The 22,575-nt window shown below is 73.5% G+C and carries 2 protein-coding genes; both read right to left on the bottom strand.

What is annotated here, in order from left to right:
* Positions 1-47: 47 nt before the first annotated feature.
* Positions 48-5,834 carry a type I polyketide synthase gene (locus tag ACZ4UB_RS27370; protein WP_468074059.1) on the bottom strand — a complete coding sequence of 1,929 codons (5,787 nt, stop codon included), beginning with the start codon at positions 5,832-5,834 and terminating at the stop codon, positions 48-50.
* A complete protein-coding gene (locus ACZ4UB_RS27365) occupies positions 5,831-22,522 on the bottom strand; it encodes a type I polyketide synthase (protein WP_468074057.1) in 16,692 nt (5,563 codons plus the stop codon). The genes ACZ4UB_RS27370 and ACZ4UB_RS27365 overlap by 4 nt, the downstream gene beginning before the upstream one ends.
* Between the last annotated feature and the right edge of the window lie 53 nt (positions 22,523-22,575).

Below are 22,575 nucleotides of genomic sequence, written 5' to 3'. Positions count from 1 at the left end.
GATAAGAAGACGCGAAAAGAAAACAGCCAGGCCCTACATGCCTCGTTTCAGGATTTCCCCAGCTCGTTCTCGAGGGCGCTGAACAATTCATCGTCCGAAGCCGATTCGATGTCGCTGTCCGCGTGGGAGTCGTGCTCCGACCACGCGCCGGCGGCGTCGCCGAGCCGGGCGAGGAAGGACTTCATCCGCACCATGACTTCCAGCCGCTTGACCTCGTCCTCGGCGAGGGCTTCGAGCATGCCCTCCATCCGGTCCAGTTCCGCGGCGATGGAGGCCGCCGCCCGGCCCGCGTTCGCGCTGCCGTCCTCGTCGAGCTCGATCTCCGCACGGAGGTACGTCGCGAGCGCGGCGGGGGTGGGGTAGTCGAAGATGAGGGTGACGGGCAGTCGCAGCCCGGTGGCCGCGTTCAGGCGGTTGCGGAACTCGACGGCCATGAGCGAGTCGAAGCCGAGCTCCATGAATCCGCGGTCCGGTTCGACGGTGGACGTGGTGGGGTGGCCGAGGATGGCCGCCGCGTCCTTGCGCACGAGCGACAGGAGCGTGTGCCTGCGGCCGGGCTCGTCGAGAGCGGTCAGCCGCTGCTTCAGCTCGGCCTCCCCCTCCGGCGCCGACGTCGTGGCCGCCCCCGTGCCCGCCGCGGCGGTGCGCCGCGCGGGGAGGCGCACCAGGCCGCGCATGATCGGCGGAACGGCGTCCGGGTTCGTCGGGCGGCTCAGCGCGGCGCGGTCGAACTGGATCGGCAGGAGCGCGCTCTCGCCCGACCGCTGGGCGGCGTCGAGGAGTTCCAGTCCCCGGTCGGTCGCCAGCGGGGTCATGCCGCCGCGCGACAGCCGGCGGATGTCGGTGTCGGTGAGGCTCTCGGTCAGACCGGTGGTCTGGGCCCAGAACCCCCAGCCGAGGGCCAGGGCCGGTCGGCCCTGCGCGCGCCGCCGCTGGGCCAGCGCGTCGAGGAAGGCGTTGGCGGCGGCGTAGTTGGCCTGTCCGAGACTGCCGAAGGCGGCGGAGGCGGAGGAGAAGAGCACGAACGCCGAGAGGTCCAGGTCGCGGGTCAGCTCGTCCAGGTGGATCGCCGCGTCCAGCTTGGGACGCAGCACCGTGTCGAGGCGCTCCGGCGTGAGGGAGGAGACGACGCCGTCGTCGAGGGTGCCCGCGGCGTGCACCACCGCGGTCAGCGGGTGCTCGGCCGCGACGCCCGCCAGTACCCCGGCCAGGGCGTCCCGGTCGGCCGCGTCGCACGCGGCCACCGAGACCCGCGCGCCCAGCGCTTCCAGTTCCGCCACCAGTTCGGCGGCGCCCGGGGCGCCCGCACCGCTGCGGCTCACCAGCAGCAGGTGCCGTACGCCGTGCTCGACCACCAGGTGCCGGGACACCGCGCCGCCCAGGGTCCCGGTCGCACCGGTCACGAGGACGGTGCCGGTCCCGAAGGCGGGAGCGCCGTCCGCCGTGTCCGTGTCGGGCGCGCTCACGCGGGCCAGCCGCGGGACGCGCACGTCGCCCGCCCGCAGGGCGAGCTGCGGCTCGTTCTGGGCGGCCGACCAGGCGAGCGCGCCCGGCAGGGCGTCCCACGAGGCCTGCGCGCCGTCGGTGTCCACCAGGACGAAGCGGCCCGGGTTCTCGGTCTGCGCCGAACGCAGCAGGCCCCACACCGGGGCTGCCGCCAGGTCCGTCAGCTCTCCGTCCGGTCCGGTCGCCACCGCACCGCGCGTCACCAGCACCAGGCGCGATCCGGCCGCCGCGAACCGCTCGTCGGACAGCCATGCCCGGGTCAGCGCGAGCGCCCTGCGCAGCTCGGCGCGGACGGCCGCGGCCGTGTCGTCGCCGGTCCGGCCGGTGTCGGTGTCGGTGTCGGTGTCGGTGGAGCAGTCGACGAGCACGACGGGCGGGAGCGCGTCGCCCGCGGCGAAGGCGCCGCCGAGCGAGTCGAGGTCCTCGAAGGGCTTCACGTCCGTACGGCTGTCGCCGAGCGCGGAGGCCGCGCCGAGCGCGTCGCCGCCCACGATGGCCCACGGGACGGCGCCCGAGCCGGCCCGCTCGTGCGGGACCGCGCGGTGCTCCCACTCGATGCGGAAGAGCGCGTCGTGGAGCCGTCCCGGGTCGCCGGCCTTCCCGAGCCGCTCGGTGTCCACCGGTCGCATGACCAGCGAGTCCACCGAGGCGACCGGGCGGCCGGTGTCGTCCGTCAGGGTCAGGGACACGGCGTCCGTGCCCGGCGTGGGCTTCATGGCCACCCGCAGGGCCGTGGCCCCGGCCGCCTGCAGCGATACGCCGCGCCAGGCGAAGGGCAGCCGCGCCTGCGGTGCGGGGGCGTCGCCTTCGGCGTGCGCGGTCACTGCGGTCAGTCCCGCGGCGTGCAGCGCGGCGTCGAGCAGCGCCGGGTGTATGCCGAAGCGCTGCGCCTCGGCCTGACGCTCCTCGGGCACCGCGATCTCGGCGAAGGTCTCGTCGCCGCGCCGCCAAGCCGCCCGCAGCCCCTGGAAGAGGGGGCCGTAGTGGTAGCCGAGCTCGGCGAACCTCTCGTACACGTCGGCGCACTCGACCGGGGTCGCCCCGGCGGGCGGCCACACGGCGAGGTCCTGGGCGGACGCCCCGGTGGCGGGGGCCCCGGCCCCGACGACCGCCAGCACGCCGGTGGCGTGGCAGGTCCACGCCTCGTCGTAATCGGTGTCCTGCGGCTTCGAGTGGACGCTGACCTCGCGCCGGCCGGAGCCGTCCGGGCCGGCGACGCTCACGCGCAGTTGGAGGCCGCCCTTCTCGGGCAGCAGCAGCGGGGCCTGGAGCGTGAGCTCCTCGACCAGGTCGCAGCCGACCTCGTCCCCCGCGCGGACCGCGAGCTCGACGAACCCGGTCCCCGGCAGCAGCACCGTGCCGGCGACCGCGTGGTCGGCCAACCACGGGTGGGTGCGCAGCGACAGCAGACCCGTGAACACCACGCCGGCGGACTCGGGCAGTGCGACGGCCGCTCCGAGCAGCGGATGATCCGCCACGGCCAGGCCCAGGCCCGACAGCCCGACCTCCGCGACGCCTCCGGCGTCCAGCCAGTAGCGGCGCCGCTGGAAGGCGTACGTCGGCAGCTCGACCCGCGAGGCGCCCGCGCCCTCGAACAGGGCGGCCCAGTCGACGTCCACGCCCTGGACCCACACCTCGGCCAGCGAGGTGAGGAAGCGGTCCAGGCCGCCGTCGTCGCGGCGCAGCGTGCTGGTCACGACGGCGGACGCGGCCTGCTCGCGGCTCTCCAGCGTCTCCAGGACGCCCATCGTCAGGACGGGGTGCGGGCTGATCTCGACGAACACGTGGTGCCCGTCGTCCGCCAGCGCGCGCACGCTCTCCTCGAAGCGGACCGGCTCGCGCAGGTTGCGGTACCAGTAGCCGGCGTCCAGCTTCGCCGTGTCGAGGACCCCCGCAGTCACGGCCGAGTAGTAGGGCACCTCGGCCGCGCGCAGCTCGACGCCGCGCAGCAGCTCCGCCAACTCCTGCTCCAGCACCTCGACATGGGCCGAGTGTGCGGAGAAGTCCACGCCAGGGACGATCCACCGCATGACGCCGGCCTTGGCCAGGACGGTCCCGAAGCGGGTCAGCGCGTCGGCGTCGCCGGAGATCACCACGGCCTTCGGGCCGTTCACGGCGGCGATGGAGATCGCGTCGCCGAAGGGCTCGATCTGCTCGCGCACCCACTCCTCGGACGCCACGATCGACAGCATCCCGCCGCGTCCCGCGATGGCCAGCAGCGCGCGGCTGCGCAGGGCGACGACGCGGAGCGCGTCCTCCAGGGACAGCACGCCGGCCACGTACGCGGCGGCGACCTCGCCCTGCGAGTGGCCCACGACGGCCGAGGGCCGCACACCGGCCGCGCGCCACATCGCGGCCAGCGACACCATCATCGAGAACAGTGCGGGCTGTACGACGTCGACGCGCGCCAACTGCGCCTGGTCTTGGAGCACTTCGCGCAGCGACCAGTCGACCAGTGTGCCCAGCAGCCGCTCGCACTCGTCCATCTGCGCGGCGAAGGCCGGCGAGGACTCCCACAGCTCACGGGCCATGCCGACCCATTGCGAGCCCTGCCCGGGGAAGACGAACGCGACCCGGCGGCCGGGGCCGGAGGTGGCCGGACCGGCCACCACGCCCGGGGCCGTCGTCCCGCCCTCGGCCAGCGCGCCCAGCCCCGCGACGAGGTCGTCGCGCGAGCCCCCGATGACCACGGCGCGGTTCTCCAGGGCCGCCCGCCCGGACGCCAGCGACAGGCCGACGTCCAGGGGGGACAGCTCTGCGCCGTCGCGCACCCGGTCCAGCAGGCGCCCCGCCTGCTCGCGCAGCGCGGCGGCGCCGCGGCCCGACACCACCCACGGGAGCGCGGGCAGTGCGACGGGCCGGGCCGCGGGCGCGGCACCGGACGCGCGGTCCGGGTCCGGCGCCCCGGCCGGCTCGGTCGGGGCCTCGTACGCCGGGGCCTCTTCCAGGATCACGTGCGCGTTCGTACCGCTCACACCGAACGAGGAGACACCGGCGAGCCGCGGGCGTCCTTCGGTCTTCGGCCACGCGCGCCGCTCCGTCAGCAGCTCGACCGCGCCCGCCGACCAGTCCACCTTCGTCGACCGCTCGGCCGCGTGCAGCGTCTGCGGGAGCACGCCGTGCCGCATCGCCAGCACCATCTTGATCACGCCGGCGACGCCCGCGGCGGCCTGCGTGTGGCCGATGTTGGACTTCATCGAGCCCAGCCACAGGGGCCGGTCGGCCGGACGGACCTGTCCGTAGGTGGCGAGCAGGGCGTCGGCTTCGATCGGGTCGCCCAGCGAGGTGCCCGTGCCGTGCGCCTCCACGACGTCCACGTCCGAGGCCGAGGCCCGCGCGTTGGCGAGTGCCGCCCGGATCACCCGCTGTTGGGAGGGGCCGTTCGGCGCCGTGAGGCCGTTGCTCGCACCGTCCTGGTTGACCGCCGAGCCGCGCACCACGGCGAGCACCGGGTGCCCGTTGCGGCGCGCGTCGGAGAGCCGCTCCAGCAGCAGCACGCCCGCGCCCTCGCCCCAGCCCATGCCGTCGGCCGAGTCGGCGAACGCCTTCGAGCGGCCGTCCGCCGCCAGCCCGCGCTGGCGGGCGAACTCCACGAAGGCGACCGGGGTGGACATCACGGAGACGCCACCGGCCACGGCCAGGGAGCACTCCCGGCGGCGCAGCGAGTGCACCGCCTCGTGCAGGGCGACCAGGGAGGACGAGCAGGCCGTGTCCACGGTCACCGCGGGGCCTTCGAGGCCGAGGAAGTAGGACAGGCGCCCCGAGAGCACCGCGCCGGAACCGCCGGTGACCACGTAGCCGGCGACGTCCTCGGTCACCGCTCCGGCGCCCGGGCCGTAGTGGGAGGGCGTGCCGCCCACGAAGACGCCCGTCTGGCTGCCCTTGAGCGAGGTCGGGTCGATCCCGGCGCGCTCGATCAGCTCCCACGACGCTTCGAGGAACAACCGCTGCTGCGGGTCCATGGCGAGGGCCTCGCGGGGCGCGATCGCGAAGAAGTCCGCGTCGAACTCGGCCGCGTCGCGGACGAAGCTGCCTTCGTTCACGTACGTGGTGCCCGTCCGGCCCGATGCCCCGTCGGGGTCGTACAGCGCCTCGATGTCCCAGCCCCGGTCACGCGGGAGGGGGCCGGTGGCGTCGGCGCCCTGGGCGAGCAACTCCCAGAGCTGCTCGGGGGAGTTCGCGCCTCCGGGGAACCGGCAGCTCACCGAGACGATCGCGATGGGCTCCTGCTCGCGCCCCTCCTGCTCCTGCAGTCGCGCCCTCGTCTTCTGCAGGTCGGTGGTGACCCACTTGAGGTACTCCCGGAGCTTGTCCTCGTTCTCCGTCATGACTTACCGAACTCCTGGTTGATGAAGTCGAATAGTTCGTTGTCCGTGACCGCGTCGAGCTGGTTCTCCGCGGGCCGGCCTTGCGCTGTGTCGGGGAGTCCCGCCGTCGATCCGTCGAGCCTCGACAGGAGGACGTGCAGGCGGGAGGAGAGCGTGGACCGCAGGTCCTCGTCCTCCGAGGGGATGGAGAAGAGCGCCGCTTCGAGCTTGTCGAGCTCGGCGATCGCGGACCCGGGCGCGCCGGCCGCGGTTCCCGCGAGCTGGGCCCGCAGGTGGGCGGCGAGGGCCAGCGGCGTCGGGTGGTCGAAGACCAGCGCCGTGGGAAGCCGCAGCCCGGTGGCGTTCTGCAGCCTGTTGCGGAGTTCGACGGCGGTCAGCGAGTCGAATCCGAGCTCCTTGAACGCCCTGTCCTCGCCCACCGCGTCGGGTCCCTCGTAGCGCAGGACGGCGGCGGCGGCCGAGCGCACCAGGTCGAGCAGCGTGCGGTCGAGCTCGGGCCCGCTCATCGTCGCGAACCGGTCGGCGGGCGTGTGCGCCGTCCCGCCGTCGGGTCCGTCCAGCGCGCCGGTCGAGCCGGCCGCGTCGGACTGCTGGAGCGCCCGCTGGGCCTGCGGCAGGTCGTCGAGCAGCGGCCGCGGCCGGGCCGCGGTGAATCCGGGCGCGAAGCGCGACCAGTCCACGTCGGCCACCACGGCGCAGGTCTCGTCGTGGTCCAGGGCCTGTTGCAGCGCGGCGATCGCCAGGTCGGGGTCCATCGCGAGCACCCCGAGGCGGGCCATGTGCTCCTCCGCCCCGTTGTCGACCAACATTCCCGCTCCGCGCCACGCGCCCCACGCGACGGACGTCGCGGGCAGGCCGCGGGAGCGGCGCCGCTCGGCCAGTGCGTCGAGGTGGGCGTTGGCGGCGCCGTAGGCGCCCTGCCCGCCGGCGCCCCACACACCCGCGTTCGAGGAGAAGAGGACGAAGGCGTCCAGCTCCTCGCCTTCCAGCAGCTCGTCCAGGTTGTCGGCGCCGGTCACCTTGCCCGACGCGGCATCGGAGAGCGTCGCGAGGTCGGTCGCGTCGAGCGTCGCGCTCGGCGCCACGCCCGCGGTGTGCACCACCGACCGGACGGGGGACCCGTCGGCCCGCAGCCGCTCCAACAGCGCCGCCAGCGCGGCACGGTCCGCGACGTCGCACGCGGCGATCGTCACCCGGGCGCCCGCCTCCGTCAGCTCCCGCGAGAGCTCGTCGGCGCCCGTGGCCGCCGCGCCGTGACGACTGGTCAGGACGAGGTGTTCCGCTCCGCCCCGCGCCAGCCAGCGGGCGACCTGCCCGCCCAGCGCACCGGTTCCGCCGGTGATCAGGACCGTGCCACGCGGCTGCCACCCGCGCGCGGCCCGCACGTCACCGAGCGGTGCGTGCACGAGCCGCCGTGCGAAGAGGCCCGCCGTACGGAGTGCGAGCTGGTCCTCGGGACCCGCCGCGCCGCTCAGCACGCCGGCGAGTCGCGCCAGGACACGCGGGTCGGGGTTCTCGGGAAGGTCGATCAGGCCACCCCAACGCTGCGGGTGTTCCAGACCGACGACCCGGCCCAGCCCCCAGGTCTGGGCCTGCGCCGCGCTGATCGCGGCGCCGTCCGCACGTCCGGTGGACACCGCGTTCCGCGTCGCCAGCCACAGGGGCGCCGCCAGCTCGGTGTCGCCGAGGGCCTGCACGAGGTGCAGGGTGGCGGCCAGGCCCGACGGTACCGCCGGGTGCGCCGGGTGCGGGTCCTCGTCGAGTGCGAGCAGCGAGAGCACGCCGCTGATCCCGTCGGTCCCGCCGTGCCCGGCCAGGGTCTCCCGTACGCGCTCGGCCAGCCCGGACCGGTCGCCTTCCGCCTGGTCCCAGAGGAGCGGGACGACGGACGCGCCGCCGTCGGTCAGCGCCCGGGCGGCCGCCGCGGCCCACGGCGAATCGGCGTCCCGGGAGGGGACGACGAGCAGCCACGTGCCGGTCGCGGACGTCGCCGCCGCCGCCGGATTCTGCGGCACCTGCTTCCAGGTGACGCGGTAGCGCCAGCCGTCGAGCGTGGTGCGGGTACGACCCTGCCGGCGCCACGAGGAGAGCGCGGGGAGCAGGCTGCCGAGCGAGGACTGCTGGTCCTCGTCCTCGACCGCGAGGGTCGTGGACAACGACTGCAGGTCCCCGTTCTCGACCGCCTCCCAGAACTGGGCGTCCAGCCGGCCGGCCGCCGTGTCCGCCGGCGCGCCCGCACCGCCGGCCGCCTCCGCGGCCGGTGCCTCCAGCCAGTACCGGCGCCGCTGGAAGGCGTACGTCGGCAGGTCCACCCGGCGCGCCCCGGAACCGGCGAACGCCTGCTCCCAGTCGACGTCGGTGCCCTGGACCCAGACCTCCGCCAGGGACGTCAGGAACCGGTCCAGGCCGCCGTCGTCGCGCCGGAGCGTGCCGCAGACCACGGGAGGAGCCGTCGGGCCCTGCCCGGAGACCTCCAGCGTTTCCTGCACGCTGACGGTGAGGACGGGGTGGGAACTCACCTCGACGAAGGTGGTGTGCCCCTGCTCGGCCAGCGTCTCGATCGCGCTGCGGAACCGGACCGTCTCCCTCAGGTTCTGGTACCAGTACGCGGCGTCGAGGCCGGTGGTGTCCAGCCATTCCCCCTTCACGGTCGAGAAGAACGGCACCCGCGAGGCCTTCGGCCGTACGGCCGCCAGCACCTGGGCGAGTTCGTCCTCGATCCGCTCCACGTGGAAGGTGTGCGAGGCGTAGTCGACGGGGATCCGCCGGACCCTGACCCCGTCCGCCGCGCAGGAATCCGTCAACTCGTCCAGCGCGGACGGGTCACCGGCCACCACGACCGAGGTGGGGCCGTTGACGGTGGCGATCGAGAGCCGGCCTTCCCACCCGGCTATGCGCTCGGTCGCTTGCTCAACAGACAACTGCACCGATGCCATCCCTCCGTGCCCGGCCAAACTCCCGGCAATGGCTTGCGACCGCAATGCCACCACCCGAGCACCGTCCTGCAAGGACAGCCCGCCCGCGACGCAGGCGGCGGCGATCTCGCCCTGCGAGTGTCCCACCACGGCGGCCGGCTCCACGGCGAACGACTGCCACAGCGCGGCCAGTGAAACCATCACCGCCCACGAGACCGGCTGGACCACGTCCACCCGCTCAAGTGACGGCGCGCCAGGCGCCGCACGGACAACGGCCTCCAGGTCCCAGTCCACGAACTCGGCCAGAGCCCGGCCGCACTCGGCCATCCGCTCGGCAAAGACCGGAGCGGAATCCATCAGATCCACCGCCATGCCCGCCCACTGCGATCCCTGACCCGGGAACACGAACACCACCCGGCCACCGGACCCGGACGTCGCGCCCTCCACGAGGCCGGAAACCGACTCCCCGCGGGCGAGGGCCGCGAGGCCCGTGTCCAGTCCGTCCCCGCTGCCGACGACGACCGCGCGGTGCTCGAACACCGACCTGCTGGTGGCGAGCGACCAACCGACGTCCACCGGCGACAGCTCCGCGTCACCCCGTACGAACGATCCCAGCCGCGCCGCCTGACCCCGCAGCGCCTGCGCGCTCCGGCCCGACACGACCCACGGCACGGTCACCGGACGGGCGGGAGTCGCCGCCCCTTCGGCCTGATCGGCCTGCTCGGCCTGGTCCGCGGGCTGTTCGAGGATCACGTGCGCGTTGGTACCGCTCACGCCGAACGACGACACGCCCGCACGACGGGGACGGCCCTCGTCCCGCGCCCACTGCCGCGGCTTGCTCAGCAGCTCGACCGCGCCCGCCGACCAGTCCACCTTCGACGACGGCTCATCCGCGTAGAGGGTTTCCGGCAGTACGCCGTGGTGCATCGCCTGCACCATTTTGATCACGCCGGCCACACCCGCGGCGGCCTGTGCGTGGCCGATGTTGGACTTCAACGAGCCGAGCCACAGCGGGCGTTCGGCCGGACGGTCCTGTCCGTAGGTGGCCAGCAGCGCCTGCGCCTCGATCGGGTCGCCCAGCGTCGTACCCGTACCGTGCGCCTCCACCACGTCCACCTCCGCCGCTGAAACACCGGCGTTGGCGAGGGCCGCCCGGATCACCCGCTGCTGCGAGGGACCGTTCGGCGCGGTCAGACCGTTGCTCGCACCGTCCTGGTTCACCGCGGAACCACGCACCACGGCCAGGACGGGGTGCCCGTTGCGCCGGGCGTCCGACAGCCGCTCCAGCAGCAACATGCCCGCGCCCTCGGCCCAACCGGTGCCGTCCGCGCCGTCCGAGAAGGACTTGCAGCGGCCGTCCGGGGACAGCGCCCGCTGCCGGCTGAACTCGACGAACGTCATCGGCGTGGACATCAACGTCACGCCGCCCGCCAGGGCGAGCGTGCACTCACCGGCACGCAGCGCCTGGGCGGCCAGGTGCAGGGAGACCAGGGACGACGAGCACGCGGTGTCGACCGTGACGGCCGGGCCCTCCAGGCCGAAGGTGTACGAGAGGCGGCCGGAAGCCACGCTGCCCGCGCTGCCGTTGCCGAGGAAGCCCTCGAACCCTTCGGGCACGGTCCGCAGCCGCGAACCGTAGTCGTTGTACATCACGCCGGCGAAGACACCGGTCCGGCTGCCGCGCAGCGACTTCGGGTCGACGCCCGCGCGTTCGAACGCCTCCCACGCGATCTCCAGGAGCAGTCGCTGCTGGGGGTCGGTGGCCAGTGCCTCGCGCGGCGACATCCCGAAGAACTGCGGGTCGAACTCCGCTGCCGCGTGCAGGAAGCCGCCCTCACGGGTGTACGTCTTGCCCTGCCGCTCCGGGTCCGGGTCGTAGAGGTCCGCGTCCCATGCCCGGTCCGTCGGGAACTCCGAGATCGCGTCCACGCCGCCGTCGACCAGGGCCCACAGCGCCTCGGGAGAGTCGACACCGCCGGGGTAGCGGCAGCCCATGCCCACGATCACGATCGGGTCGTCGAGGTCGCTCGCCGAGGAAGGCACGAGGACGCCCGCCGACGCGGTCGAGAAGTGTCCCGCACCGAAGAGTTCGGTGTTCAGGTGGGTGACGAGAGCACCGGGTGAAGGGTGGTCGAAGACGAGCGTGGCGGGGAGCCGCAGCCCGGTCGCCGCATTGAGCCGGTTGCGCAGTTCCACTGCCGTCAAGGAGTCGAAGCCGAGCTCCTTGAAGGCCCGCCCGTCCTCGATCGCATCCGCCGAACCGTGCCCGAGAACGGTCGCGATCAGCCCGCGCACGAACTCCGACAGCGCCCGCGTCCTGTCCCCTTCGAGCAGCCCGGACAGCCGCTGGACCAGCTCCTTCCCGGCTCCGCCCTGCTCCGCCGCTCGCGCCCGGCGCACCGGCCCGCGGACCAGCCCGCGCAGTACGGCGGGCACGTCGGCGCCCAGCTCGCGCAGCGCCGCCTGGTCGAAGCGCACCGGCAGCAGGAGCGCCTCGTCCGCCGCGAGAGCGGCGTCGAAGAGCGCCAGACCGTCCTGCGAGTCCAACGCGACCAGGCCCGAACGCGCCACGCGCGCCAGATCCGCCCGGCCCATCTCGCCCGTCATCCCGCTGCTCTGCTGCCACAGCCCCCACGCCAGCGAGGTGGCCGGCAGGCCCTCGGCACGCCGTACGGTCGCGAGCGCGTCCAGGAACACGTTCGCCGCGGCGTATCCGCCCTGGCCCGCGCTGCCCAGCACGCCCGATGCCGAGGAGAACAGCACGAACGCCGACAGGTCGAGGTCACGCGTCAGCTCGTGCAGGTTCCACGCCGCGTCCACCTTCGGACGCAGGACCCGCTCCACGCTCTCGACGTCCAGGCCCGTGATCAGCCCGTCGTCCAGCACACCCGCGGCGTGCACGACCGCGGTCAGCGGGTGCTCGGCCGCGACGCCCGCCAGTACCCCGGCCAGCGCGTCCCGGTCGGCCACGTCGCACGCGGCCACCGACACCCGCGCGCCCAGCGCCTCCAGCTCCGCCACCGACTCCGCCGCACCGGGGGCGTCTCCCCCACTGCGACTCACCAGCAGCAGGTGCCGCACACCGTGCTCCACCACCAGGTGCCGGGCCACCACACCGCCGAGCGTCCCGGTGGCACCGGTCAGCAGCACCGTGCCGGCCGGGTCCCATTCCCGCGCCTCCCGCTGTGCGGGCGGGGTCGCCCGCAGCAGCTTCGGCACGCGCACGACACCGTCGCGCACGGCCAGCTGCGGCGCGTCGGAGGACAGCAGCCCGTCCGGCAGCCCGGTGGCTCCATCGGTGTCGACGAGCACGAACCGACCGGGGTTCTCCGTCTGCGCCGAGCGCAACAGCCCCCAGACCGGGGCCGCGCCCAGATCGGTCACCGTCTCCTCGGGGCCGGCCGCCACCGCACCGCGCGTCACCAGCACGAGGCGCGATCCGGCCTCCTCGAACCGCTCGTCCGCGAGCCAGGCCTGCGTCAGCGCCAGGGCGCGGTGCACGGCCTCGTGGGCGGCCCGGGCGGTCTCGTCGGTGCCGTCCGTCCCGCCGGTCCGTGAGACGAAGGGGACGAGTACGACGTCGGGGACGGCGGCACCGTTCTCGACGGCCGCGCTCAACTCCGCGAGATCGGCGTGGACCTCGGCCCCGGGAACTCCGAGTCCGGTCTCCGTACCCGGGGTCCCGATCACCGCCCACGGTCCGCGCCGGGCCGCCAAGGCAGCTTCGTGCGTGGTCACCTGCGGCGCCTGTGCCCAGTCGACCCGGAACAGCGCTTCGTCCGTCCCGCTACGGGCCGCGTTCGCGATCTGGTCGGGGTCCATGGGTCGCAGGACGAGGGACTCGACCGCCGCGACGGGCTGCCCGGAGCTGTCGGCGACCGTCACCGACACCGAGTCGTCGGCATCGGCGGGCGCGAGGCGCACCCGCAGGGCCGCCGCACCGCTCGTGTACAGGGACACACCGCGCCAGGCGAAGGGCAGCCTCGGCCGGTTGTCGGAGAAGATGCCGCTCAGCCGCAGACCGTGCAACGCCGCGTCCAGCAGCGCCGGGTGCAGCCCGAACTGGGCGGCGTCCTCCTGCGCGTCCTCGGGCAGCACCGCTTCGGCGAACACCTCGTCGCCGCGGCGCCAGGCCGCCCGTACGTTCTGGAACATCGGACCGTAGCCGTAGCCGTCGGCCTCGAAGTCGTCGTACATGCCGTCGGTGTCCAGCGCCACCGCGCCCTCCGGCGGCCAGACCGCCAGATCGGCCACGGGCTGCGCGGCACCGGTGGTCAGCGCACCCGTCGCATGGCACGTCCATTCCGTGTCGGTGTACGCATCGGCCGCTCGCGAGTACACGCTGAACAGACGCCGACCCTGCTCGTCCGACGCGGCGACGGTCATGCGCAGTTGGACGCCGCCCTTCTCGGGCAGCACCAGCGGGGCCTGGAGCGTGAGCTCCTCGACCACGTCGCAGCCGACCTCGTCACCCACGCGGACCGCGAGTTCCACGAAGCCCGTCCCCGGCAGCAGCACCGTGCCCGCGACCGCGTGGTCCGCCAACCACGGGTGCGTGCGCAGGGACAACCGCCCCGTGAACACCACGCCCGCGGAATCCGGCAGCTCCACCGCCGCGTCGAGCAGCGGATGTCCCGCCACCGCCAGGCCCAGACCCAGGCCCGACAGCCCGCCGTCCGCGGCGCCACCGGCGTCGAGCCAGTAGCGGCGCCGCTGGAACGCGTACGTCGGCAGCTCGACCCGCGCCGCACCCGTCCCCTCGAACACGCCGGCCCAGTCCACGTCCACGCCCTGCACCCACACCTCAGCCAGCGAGGTGTAGAAGCGGTCCAGGCCACCGTCATTGCGGCGCAGCGTGCCCGCCACCACGGCGGACTCCGCCTGGTCCTGGACGCTCATCGTCAGTACGGGGTGCGCGCTGACCTCGATGAAGGTGCCGTGACCCTGCGCGACCAAGTCCTCGATCGCGCCCTGGAAGCGGACCGTCTGGCGCAGATTGCGGTACCAATACCCGGCGTCGAGAGCCGTCGTGTCCAGCCAGTCACCCTCGACCGTGGAGAAGAACGGCACCCTCGCGGCCAGGGGCTGTACGTCCGCCAACACCTTGGCGAGCTCGTCCTCGATGCGCTCCACGTGAGAGGTGTGCGAGGCGTAATCCACCGCAACCCGGCGGGCCCGGACGCCTTCCGCTTCGCACTCGGCCTGGAGTTCGTCCAGTGCCTCGGGTTCACCGGCGACGACGACGGAGGTCGGACCGTTCAGGGCCGCGACCTCCAGCCGGCCAGCCCAACGCACCAGACGAGACTCGACCTCCGCCAGCGGCAACGCCACCGACATCATCCCGCCCAGACCAGCCAACGAACCAGCAATCGCCTGCGACCGCAGCGCCACCACACGAGCACCATCCCGCAAGGACAACCCACCAGCGACACAAGCCGCGGCGATCTCACCCTGCGAATGACCGACCACAGCAGACGGCTTCACACCGAAGGACTGCCACAGCTCCGCGAGGGAGACCATCACGGCCCAGGAGACGGGCTGGACCACATCCACCCGCTCAAGCGACGGCGCACCCTCAACCTGGCGAACCACATCGAGCAGATCCCAGCCCACGAACTCAGCCAGCGCTCGACCAGCCTCGGCCATCCGCTCCGCGAACACCGGCGAAGAACCCAGCAGATCCACCGCCATCCCGGCCCACTGCGAACCCTGCCCCGGGAACACGAACACCACCCGGCCCGCAGAACCCGAAACCACACCCTCCACCAGACCCGAAGCCGGCAGACCCTCACTCAACGCACCTACACCAGAAGCGAGTTCACCGAGGCCACCACCGATCACCACGGCACGGTTCTCGAACTCCGCCCGCCCCGCGGCCAACGACCAACCCACGTCCACCGGCGACAGACCCGCATCGCCGGACTCGACGAGCGACGCCAGGCGCGCCGCCTGACCGCGCAGCGCCTCGACGCCCCGGCCGGAGACCACCCACGGCACCGCCACCGGAGCCACCGGAGCCGCCACCGGCTCGGCGACCTCCACCGCAACCTCAGGGGCCTGCTCAAGGATCACGTGGGCGTTCGTACCGCTCACACCGAACGAGGACACACCCGCACGACGGACCTGGTCAGCCGCACCGGGCACCCACTCGCGCGCCTCGCTCAGCAACTCGACCGCACCCGCCGACCAATCCACCTTCGACGACGGCTCGCCGACGTGCAGCGACTCGGGGAGCAGGCCGTGGCGCATCGCCTGCACCATCTTGATCACGCCGCCCACGCCGGCCGCGGCCTGCGCGTGTCCGATGTTGGACTTCAACGAGCCGAGGTACAGGGGCCGTTCGGCCGGCCGGTCCTGGCCGTAGGTCGCGATCAGTGCCTGCGCCTCGATCGGGTCGCCCAGCGTCGTACCCGTACCGTGCGCCTCCACCGCGTCCACGTCCGCCGCGGAGACCCGGGCATCGGCCAGGGCCGCGCGGATCACGCGCTGCTGCGAGGGACCGTTCGGCGCGGTCAGACCGTTGCTCGCACCGTCCTGGTTCACCGCGGAACCACGCACGACGGCCAACACGGGGTGACCGTTGCGCTGTGCGTCCGACAGCCGCTCCAGCAGGAGCACACCGGCGCCCTCCGCCCAGCCCGTACCGTCCGCCCCGTCCGAGAAGGACTTGCAGCGGCCGTCCGGTGCGAGCCCGCGCTGGCGGCTGAACTCCACGAAGACCATCGAGGTGGCCAGCACGTTCACACCGCCCGCGAGGGCGAGCGTGCACTCACCGTTGCGCAGCGACTGCACCGCCAGGTGCAGCGCGACCAGCGACGACGAGCACGCCGTGTCCACCGTCACCGCGGGGCCTTCGAGGCCCAGCGTGTAGGCGACACGACCCGAGATCGCCGAGGTGGTGCTGCCGGTCAGGTAGTAGCCCTCGCTGCCTTCGCCGGACTGCTCCATGCCGAAGGCGTAGCCCTGTGCGGCGGCTCCGGTGAACACGCCCGCCCGGGATCCGCGCACGGCGGCCGGGTCGATGCCCGCCCGTTCGAAGGCCTCCCACGAGGTCTCCAGCAGCAGTCGCTGCTGCGGGTCCATGGCGAGGGCCTCGCGCGGCGAGATCCCGAAGAAGCCCGCGTCGAATTCGGCGGCGGTGTGCAGGAAGCCGCCGCTGCGGACGTACGACTTGCCCGGGCGATCGGGGTCGGCGTCGTACAGCGCGTCCAGGTCCCAGCCCCGGTCGGTCGGGAAGTCGGTGATGCCGTCGCCGCCCGCGGCCAGTAGGTCCCACAGCGCCTCGGGGGACGCGACGTCGCCCGGGAAGCGGCAGCTCATGCTGACGATGGCGATCGGGTCGTCCGCCCGCGGGGCGGACGCGTGCGGCAGGACCGCGGTGGCGTCGGCCCGGGCGCCGAGCAGTTCCTCGCGCAGGTGTCGCGCGAGCGCACCCGGCGTGGGGTGGTCGAAGACGAGCGTGGCGGGCAGCCTCAGCCCGGTCGCCGCGTTCAACCGGTTGCGCAGTTCCACCGAGGTCAGGGAGTCGAAGCCGAGCTCCTTGAAGGCGCGGCTCTCCTCCACCGCCGTGGCCGATCCGTGGCCGAGGACCACCGCGACGTGGCCGCGTACGAACTCCGAGAGTTCCACGAGCTGTTCGGCTTCGGGACGGCCGGCCAGCTGCCGGGCCAGCCCGGTGGGCGCGGCCGAGGTGCCGGTGGACGCCGTGGCCCGGGCGCGACGCTGTACGGGGCCGCGGACGAGGCCGCGCAGCAGCGCGGGTACGGGCGTGCCGGAGGTCCGCAGTGCCGCGGGGTCGAGCCCCACCGGCAGCAGGAGCGGCTCGTCGGTGGCGACGGCGGCGTCGAAGAGCGCCAGGCCCTCGTCGGACGAGAGCGCGGTCAGTCCGGAGCGTGCGATGCGGGTGCGGTCCGCCTCGCCCAGCTCTCCGGTCATCGTGCTGCTCTGCTCCCACAGGCCCCATGCCAGCGACGTGGCCGGCAGGCCCTCGGTGCGGCGGACCGCCGCGAGGGCGTCGAGGAAGACGTTCGCCGCCGCGTAGCTGCCCTGTCCGGCATTGCCGAGGACACCGGAGACGGAGGAGTAGAGGACGAAGGCCGACAGGTCCAGGTCACGCGTCAGCTCGTGGAGGTTCCACGCGGCGTCGACCTTCGGGCTCAGCACTCCGTCGATCCGCTCGGGGGTGAGCGCGTGGACCATTCCGTCGTCGAGCACGCCGGCCGTGTGGACGACCGTGGTCAGGGGGTGTTCGGCGGGGATGCCGGCGAGGAGCCCCTCCAGCGCGGATCGGTCGGCGACGTCGCAGGCCACCACGCGCGCCCGGGCGCCGAGCCCGGCGAGTTCCGCGACCAGTTCCGCCGCGCCGTCCGCGTCCGGCCCGCGGCGGCTGACGAGCAGCAGTTCCCGCACGTCGTGTCGCTCCACGAGGTGCCGGGCGACGAGCCTGCCGAGCGTTCCGGTCGCTCCGCTCACGAGGGCGGTGCCGTTGCCGGCGCCGGCCAGCGGGGCCGGTACGGTCAGCACGACCTTGCCGATGTGGCGGGCCTGGCTCACGTAGCGGAAGGCGTCAGGGGCCCGTCGGATGTCCCACGTGGCGACGGGCAGCGGTGTGATCACCCCTTGCTCGAAGAGGTCCAGGAGCTCCAGCAGGATCTCCTGGGTGCGGTCCAGGCCGGCCTCGTTGAGGTCGAACGCCTGGTAGGCGACGCCCGGGTGCGCCGCGGCGACCTCGGCGGGGTCGCGCTTGTCGGTCTTGCCCATCTCCAGGAACCGCCCGCCGCGCGGCAGCAGCCGCAGCGAGGCGTCAACGAACTCGCCGGCGAGCGCGTCGAGCACGACGTCCATGCCCCGGGCGCCGGTGGCGTCGAGGAACGCGCCCTCGAAGTCCAGCGTGCGGGAGGAGGCGATGTGCGCGTCGTCCAGCCCGGAGCCGCGCAGGGCGTGCCACTTGCCCTCGCTGGCCGTGCCGAAGACCTCGGCTCCCCAGTGCCGGGCGAGCTGTACGGCGGCCATGCCGACGCCGCCCGCGGCGTTGTGCACGAGCACGGATTCCCCGGGCCGCACTTCGGCGAGGTCGCGCAGGCCGTAGTAGGCGGTCAGGAAGACGACCGGTACGGAGGCCGCCTGCACGTACGACCAGCCGTGGGGCATCGGGGCCAGCATCCGGCGGTCGGTGACGGCGAAGGGGCCGAAGGAGCCGGCGAAGACGCCCATGACCTGGTCGCCGGGCGCCAGATCGGTCACGCCCGAACCGACTTCGGTGACGACGCCCGCGCCCTCGTTGCCCATGACCTGCTGGTCCGGAACGACGCCCAGGGCCAGCACCACGTCACGGAAGTTCATGCCGGCCGCGCGGATCTGCACCCGCACCTCGCCGGCTTCGAGCGGCTGCTCGGCCGCCGGGCTCTCCAGCAGTTCGAGGTTGGCGAAGGATCCCCGCTGGGGGATCTCCAGGCTCCACGCCGACGCGCCCGCCGGCGGGACCAGCATTCCGTCGCCGTGCGCCAGGCGTGCCACGCGCGGGACCCGCACCTCGCCGGCCCGCAGCGCCAGCTGCGGTTCGTCGTGGGTCGCCGCCCAGGCGAGTGCCGTCGCCAGCGCCTCGCGGGACTCCGGTGTGCCGTCCTCGTCCATCAGCACGAACGCGCCGGGGTTCTCGGTCTGCGCCGACCGCAGCAGTCCCCAGACGGGGGCCGCCGTCAGGTCCGTCACGTCGCCGTCGGAGCCGGCCGCCACCGCGCCCCGCGTCAGCACCACCAGACGGGCGCCGGTGAACCGCGCGTTCCCCAGCCACTCCTGGATCAGCGCCAGCGCGCGATGGCTCGCCGCGTGCGCGGCCGACGGCGTCGCCGGCCCGTCGGTCTCCGGCGGCGGCTCCGCGAGGTCCTGGACCGAGACCACGACGACGTCCGGCAGCTCGGCGCCGGCCGTCACCGCCTCGCCGAGGGCTGCCAGGTCGGGGTACGCGGCTGCGCCCGGGACCTCCACGGAGGTGCCGATCCCAGCGATGCCGGGGGCACGGGTGGCGTCGTGGGGCGCCGTGGTCCCGGTGGCCGCCGTGGTCCAGTCGATGCGGAACAGGGTGTCGTGCTCGGGCAGCTTGCCCGCGGCCGCTGCCAGCTGTTCGCGGTCCACGGGCATGCAGACCAGCGACTCCACCGTCGCGACCGGTTGCCCCGTACCGTCGGCCACCGTCACCGAGACGGTGTCCGTACCGGCCGGTGCCAGGCGGACGCGCAGCATGGACGCACCCGCCGCCCGCAGCGACACACCGCGCCACTCGAACGGCAGCCGTGCGCGTCCGTCGGCGAAGAAGCTGCCCAGCTGCACTCCGTGCAGCGCCGAGTCCAGCAGGGCCGGGTGCATGCCGAAGCGACCGGCCGCCTCCTGGTGCTCCGCGTCGAGCGCCACCTCGACGAAGACCTCGTCGCCGCGCCGCCATGCGGCGCGCACGCCCTGGAACACCGGGCCGTAGCCGTAGCCGTCGGCCTCGAAACGCTCGTACATGTCATCGACGGGCACGTCCTCGGCGCCGGCCGGCGGCCATTCCACGAGGTCGGCCGCCGGCTGCGCACCGCCGGGCGCCAGCACGCCCATGGCGTGGCAGGTCCACTCTCCGGCCGCCGACGTCTCCTCGTCACGGGAGTAGACGGTCAGCGTGCGGCGCCCCGCTTCGTCGGGCTCGCCGACCATGATCTGGAGCTGTACGACGCGGCCCTCGGCGAGGACGAGCGGCGTCTGGAGGGTCAGTTCCTCGACGGTGTCGCAGCCGACCTGGTCACCGGCCCGTACGGCCAGCTCCACGAAGCCGGTCCCCGGGAACAGCACCGTGCCCGCGACCGCGTGGTCCGCCAGCCAGGGGTGCGTCCGCAGCGACAGCTGTCCCGTCAGCAGCAGTCCGTCGGCGCCGGCCAGCTCCACGGCGGCGCCCAGCAGGGGGTGCTCCGCCGCGCCGAGTCCGAGGCCGGCCACGGAGCCGGCGCCCGCGAGGTCACCGGTGGGTTCGAGCCAGTAGCGCTGGCGTTGGAAGGCGTACGTCGGCAGGTCGACCCGGGACGCACCCGTCCCCTCGAACACCCGCGTCCAATCCACCGCCACACCGTGCGTCCACGCACGCGCCACACCAGCGACGAACGAACGCTCCTCCCCACGACCCGCACGCAGCACCGGAACGAACACACCGTCCGACACGCACTGCGCACCCATCGCACTCAACACACCATCAGGACCCAACTCCACGAACACGGAGACGCCCTGAGCCGCAAGAGCCTCCACACCGGCCGCGAAACGCACCGCTCCACGCACATGCCGCACCCAGTACTCCGGCGAACACAACTCCTCCGCCGACGCCACCGCACCCGTCACATTCGACACCACCGGAATCACCGGCGCGGCGTAGGACAGACCCGCCGCGACCTCCCGGAACTCCTCCAACATCGCGTCCATCCGCGGCGAATGGAACGCGTGCGAGACGACCAGCCGCTTCGTCTTGCGCCCCCGGCCCTTGAGGACCGCCGCCACCTCCAGCACAGCATCCTCATCACCCGACAACACCACCGCCGAGGGACCGTTCACCGCAGCGATCGACACCCGATCCGCGCAATCCACCAGCAGCTCCGAGACCTCCACCTCGGACGCCTGCACCGCCACCATCGCGCCACCCACCGGCAACGCCTGCATCAAACGACCACGCGCGGCCACCAGACGGGCCGCATCCTCCAACGACCACACACCCGCCACACACGCGGCGACCAGCTCACCAATGGAGTGGCCCCCCACGAACTCGGGGCGCACACCCCACGACTCCACCAGCCGGAACAACGCCCACTCCACGGCGAACAGACCCGCCTGGGTGAACACCGTCTCGTCCAGAGCGCCTTCAGCACCGCCCTCACCGAAGACGACCTCGCGCACCCCACCCCTCACATGACCGGACAACTCCCGGTCCAACACCCCACAGACCTCATCGAACGCCCCCGCGAAGACGGGGAACCGCTCGTACAACTCCCGCCCCATACCGACCCGCTGCGAACCCTGACCCGAGAACAACACGGCAGGACCAGCAGTCGAGACGCCGCCGTCCGCCGGGCCCTCGACGAGACCCGGGACGGCTTCACCGCGCGCCAGGCCGTTCAGCGCGGCCATCAGCTCGTCGGGCGAACCGCCCGTGACCACGGCGCGGTTCTCGAATCCCGTGCGGCCCGAAGCCAGCGACCAGCCCACGTCCACCGGCGAGAGGTCCGCGTCACCCTCGACCCGGGACGCCAACCGCGCGGCCTGCGCACGTAAGCCGTCGACCCCGCGGCCGGAGACCACCCACGGCGTCACCACGGGGCTGCTCTGCGGGGCCGGGCGCTCCGCCGGCTGCTCGGCCGGCTGCTCCGCCGGCTGCTCAAGGATGACGTGGGCGTTCGTACCGCTCACGCCGAACGAGGAGACGCCCGCACGACGCGGACGCCCCTCGACCGCCGGCCACGCCCGCGCCTCGGCGAGGACCTCGACCGCACCCGCGGACCAGTCGACCTCGGACGACGGCGCGTCCACGTACAGCGACTTGGGCAGGGTGGCGTGGTGCATCGCCTGCACCATCTTGATCACGCCCGCCACGCCCGCGGCGGCCGCGGTGTGACCGATGTTCGCCTTCAAGGAGCCGATCAGCAGCGGCCGGTCCTCGGGCCTGCCCTGCCCGTAGGTGGCGAGCAGCGCGTCGGCCTCGATCGGGTCGCCCAGCGATGTGCCCGTGCCGTGCGCCTCCACCGCGTCGACCTCGGCGGTGGTCAGTCCGGCGCTGGCCAGTGCGGCGCGGATGACGCGCTGCTGGGAGGGGCCGTTCGGCGCCGTCAGGCCGTTGCTCGCACCGTCCTGGTTGACGGCCGAGCCACGGACCACCGCGAGGACCGGGTGGCCGTTGCGGCGCGCGTCCGACAGCCGCTCCAGCAGCAGTACGCCCGACCCCTCGCCCCACGCCGTCCCGTCGGCGCCGTCCGCGAACGGCCGGCACCGGCCGGTGCGGGACAGTGCGCCCTGCCGGCTGAACTCGACGAAGATCTCCGGCGTGGACATCACCGTCACGCCGCCCGCGAGGGCGAGCGTGCACTCCCCGTTCCGCAGCGCCTGGGCCGCCAGGTGCAGGGTGACCAGGGAGGACGAGCACGCCGTGTCCACGCTGACCGCGGGCCCCGTGAGGCCCAGGGTGTAGGAGAGCCGACCCGAGACCACGCTGGCCGCGATACCGGTGGCCAGGTAGCCCTCGGACTGCTTGGGCGCCCGGCGCAACAGGGCCGCGTAGTCCTGCCCGTTGGTGCCGGCGAAGACGCCGGTACGGCTGCCCTTCAGCGACGCCGGGTCGATGCCCGCCCGCTCGATCGCCTCCCAGGACGTCTCCAGCAGGAGCCGCTGCTGCGGGTCGAGGGCCAGTGCCTCGCGGGGCGAGATCCCGAAGAACGCCGGGTCGAACTCGCCGACGTCATGCAGGAATCCACCCTCCCGGACGTACGAGGTGCCCGGCCGCGACAGCTCCGGGTCGTACAGGCCCTCGGTGTCCCAGCCCCGGTCGGTGGGGAACTCCGAGAAGGCGTCGCCACCGGATGCCAGGAGGTCCCACAGCTCCTCGGGGGAGTTCGCTCCCCCGGGGTACCGGCAGCCCATGCCGATGATCGCGATCGGCTCGTGCTCTCCCGACTGCACTTCCTGGAGGCGCTGTCGTGCCTCGTGGAGCTCGCCGGTCACTCGCTTCAGGAAATACCGAAGCTTGTCCTCGCTGCTGTTCGTCACGCCGTACCACTCCAGAGGTTCAGGAAGTCTTCACAAAGTTCAAAGGGGGGTGA

Source organism: Streptomyces sp. NPDC028419, assembly GCF_055565515.1.
Note: the sequence above shows the minus strand (reverse complement) of the source record. Positions and strands in the feature narration are given on the sequence as shown.

Coding starts and splice junctions, on each gene's coding strand:
- ACZ4UB_RS27370 (WP_468074059.1), bottom strand. CDS start 5,834: ATGACGGAGAACGAGGACAAGCTCCGGGAGTACCTCAAGTGGGTCACC.